The following is a 2,981-nucleotide window of genomic DNA, read 5'->3' on the forward strand; positions in this document are numbered from 1 at the left end:
GAACTCTCGCTGGCGCTGCAAACCCTGGATCCGAAAGTGGACCCGGCTGAGGCCCGCCGCGCGGCCGAGATCGCCTACAGCTACTCCGCCAGGCTGGCCGAGCAGTACAATGTCACCACCTCGCCGATCCTGCACAACACGATGGTGAACACCGGGATCAAAGACCGCGGCCTTTGCGTGCATTATGCCGAGGACATGCAGGCGCGGCTTAGCCAGGAGAACTTCCAGACGCTCACCATGCTGCGCGCCATAGCCGAGCCAAAGAACGATTTCCGCATCGACCACAGCACCGCGGTGATCGCCGCCAAGGGCGATGGGATCTATGAAGGCATCGTTCTCGACCCCTGGCGCTATGGAGGCAAGCTGTTCTGGTCCGCAACAACCGAGGACGGACGTTACAATTGGGAACCCCGCCTGAAAGTCCTGCGCCGCAAATATGAGCGGCGGGTGGCCAAGGACGCGGCAGCACAGTGAGGCTGTCTCTCTGGGACTACGGGCCTGCTGCGGCAATAGCCGCCCGGAACTGCCCCGGAGTCATTCCGAACTGCTTCTTAAATTCGCTGATAAAATGGGACGTGCTGTCATACCCGACGGCCAGCCCGATGCCGGTGACCGCCTCCCTGGTGTTTTCCAGCAACCCCTTGGCCTGACCCAGCCTGCGTTGCTTGCGCCATTGCGCTGGCGACGCACCGAAGATACGCCGGAACTCCCGGTTGAATGTCGGAACAGAGCGGCCGGACAATGCTGCAAGGTCGGCAGTGTGCAAGTCATGATCCTGAAACGCCTTGGCCACATAGGCGACTGAGCGATGATGCTGCGTGCTGAGACTGCCTGCAAGCGTGTTCGCCAGCTTGCTGCGGTCATGCAACACCGCAAGCAGCATAATCAGCTCAATCAGTTTCAATCGCACAAGATCCGCGTCCACCTGCAAGTCGCCGTAGACCTCGGCGACACCGCTCATAAACGCGGCCAGCCTTTGGCTCGCAGGTACGGTTTCCAAACCTGCAAGCTCACCCTCCGGCCCGCTTCCCAAACGTGCGAGCGCATCGCGGACCAGCGCCGGCGCCAGGAAAATCATCATCGCTTCAAGCGGCCCATCCTGACAGCGGAAGTCCGACTGAAGCCGGACGTTCGGGGGAATGATAATCAGCTCACCCGCCTGCACTTCGGTGCAGGTGCCATCCGCATCGAAAAACCGTTCCCGGCCTTTCAGCAAATAGCAGATGCAAGTCTCGCTGGAGACAAACTCCAGCTCTCTCAAATCCGCGTGCAGTACCTTGTGCATCAGCCGCCCGTGCCGGCTCGACAGAATTTCGCGCGTAGAGGAAAAGGCTTTCAATGCATCGGGAATAACGATCAGCTTGCTTCGGGCGTGTGTCACGCGGCGGCTCCATCAGGTTGCCGGAACGGGCTGGTAATGCTCACCCGTGTTTGCATTTGCAGAAACCTAACCAAGGTTTCTGATCGGATTGCAATACTATTGATCGGGTTACGTTAGCGAAGCGCACACATTCCAGCCATGAATTGCTCATCGAAAAAAAGGAGATCCCGATGAGCATCTGGGTAACGCTTGAAATGGAAGTACTGGAAGGGCAGTTCGCAGAATTGGAACCCTTCCTTGCGGAGCGCCTTCCGGCTGTGCGCGGCTTTGACGGCGCCCTGTCGGTCACACTCTATTATGATGACGAAACCCGCGGCTTGCTGATTGTTGAAGAATGGCTCTCAAAACAGCACCACGCCGCGTATATCCAGGCCATTTCCGAAAACGGTGTCCTCGCCCGCCTGGCCGCCTTCATGACCGCACCGCCCGAGGTGCGTTACTACAAGAGGCTGGTGATCTGATGGCGGACTGTTCCAATGGCATTTCGCGCCGCACCGCCCTTAGCTGCACAGCCGCTGCCGCCGCGGCGGCTTGGTTTTCGCCGGCAACTGCTGCGTCGGCATCCACGGAGATGCGTTTCCATACCGTAAGGCTCCGCAAGTCCGGTACGCCTGACTACCTCTTGGGCATGCGCCGCAATCCGCCTTCAATCAGCCAACTGGTACTGGAAGGTGAGGACTTTTGCCTGATCCTGGCGGGTGAACGCGCCCGAACGGGCGCACGCCGACTGGAGCTGTAAGGCTCCCCATTCATGACAAAGGCCCACCATCGCTGGCGGGCCTTCTTTGTTACTTCTCCTTAATGCACCACCGCATCGTCGGGCTTGGGCCGGTCTGACGTCCCCAGCCGGTCGCCGATGATCAACCCCTCGCTGCCAGCCGAGACCGGAACGGTGTCGCCGGCCTTGATCTCGCCGGCCAGCAGGGCCTCGGCGAGCGGGTTTTGCAGGGCGCGCTGGATCACCCGCTTCAGGGGGCGGGCGCCGAACACCGGGTCATAACCCTCATCCGCCAGCCAGGTCTTGGCCGCCGCGTCCAGCTCCAGCCCGATCTTGCGCCCCGCCAGCCGTTTCAGCAGCCGCGCCAGCTGGATCTCAACAATGCCGTCCATATCCGCCCGCGCCAGCCGGTCAAAGATAATGGTCTCATCCAGCCGGTTCAGGAACTCGGGCCGGAAATGCGCCTTGACCGCATCCATCACGTCGCGCCGCGCATCTGAGGCATCCGCGCCCTCGGGCAGTTGGCTAAGCGCCTGAGCGCCCAGGTTCGAGGTCAGGATGATCAGCGTCTGCTTGAAATCCACGGTACGGCCCTGCCCGTCGGTCAGCATGCCGTCGTCCAAGACCTGCAGAAGCACGTTGAACACATCCGGATGCGCCTTTTCGACCTCATCGAACAGTACCACCTGATAGGGGCGGCGGCGCACGGCCTCGGTCAGCACCCCCCCCTCATCATAGCCGACATAGCCCGGAGGCGCGCCGATCAGCCGGGCGACCGAGTGTTTCTCCATGAACTCCGACATGTCGACGCGGACCATCGCGTGCTCGTCGTCGAACAGGAAGCCGGCAACCGCCTTGGTCAGTTCGGTCTTACCCACGCCG

4 protein-coding genes are annotated in these 2,981 nt (G+C 61.2%); 2 read left to right on the forward strand and 2 right to left on the reverse strand.

All coding sequences use genetic code 11. From position 1 onward, the window contains the following. Window positions 1-474: hypothetical protein (locus A2I95_RS29265; RefSeq protein WP_291735539.1), on the forward strand; the 474-nt coding region annotated here is incomplete at its 5' end. A gap of 16 nt (window positions 475-490) precedes the next feature. Here A2I95_RS29265 and A2I95_RS29270 read toward each other — a convergent pair. Continuing rightward, window positions 491-1,381 (reverse strand): AraC family transcriptional regulator, encoded by an 891-nt coding sequence (locus tag A2I95_RS29270; RefSeq protein ID WP_291735540.1) that lies wholly within the window; start codon window positions 1,379-1,381, stop codon window positions 491-493. 170 nt (window positions 1,382-1,551) lie between these two features. Between A2I95_RS29270 and A2I95_RS29275 the strand changes: the two genes are divergently transcribed. Then, window positions 1,552-1,842 carry an antibiotic biosynthesis monooxygenase gene (locus A2I95_RS29275; protein WP_027257217.1) on the forward strand — a complete coding sequence of 97 codons (291 nt, stop codon included), beginning with the start codon at window positions 1,552-1,554 and terminating at the stop codon, window positions 1,840-1,842. A 337-nt stretch (window positions 1,843-2,179) separates the two neighbouring features. On the opposite strand, the gene A2I95_RS29280 is transcribed toward A2I95_RS29275, so the two are convergent. Beyond that, a partial coding sequence (locus tag A2I95_RS29280; protein WP_291735543.1) for an AAA family ATPase occupies window positions 2,180-2,981 on the reverse strand: 802 nt, incomplete at its 5' end.

This window comes from Leisingera sp. F5 (assembly GCF_001593695.1).

What these genes read in the sequence shown, in the direction of transcription:
- A2I95_RS29275 (WP_027257217.1), top strand. Translation starts at nt 1,552, where the DNA reads ATGAGCATCTGGGTAACGCTTGAAATGGAAGTACTGGAAGGGCAGTTC.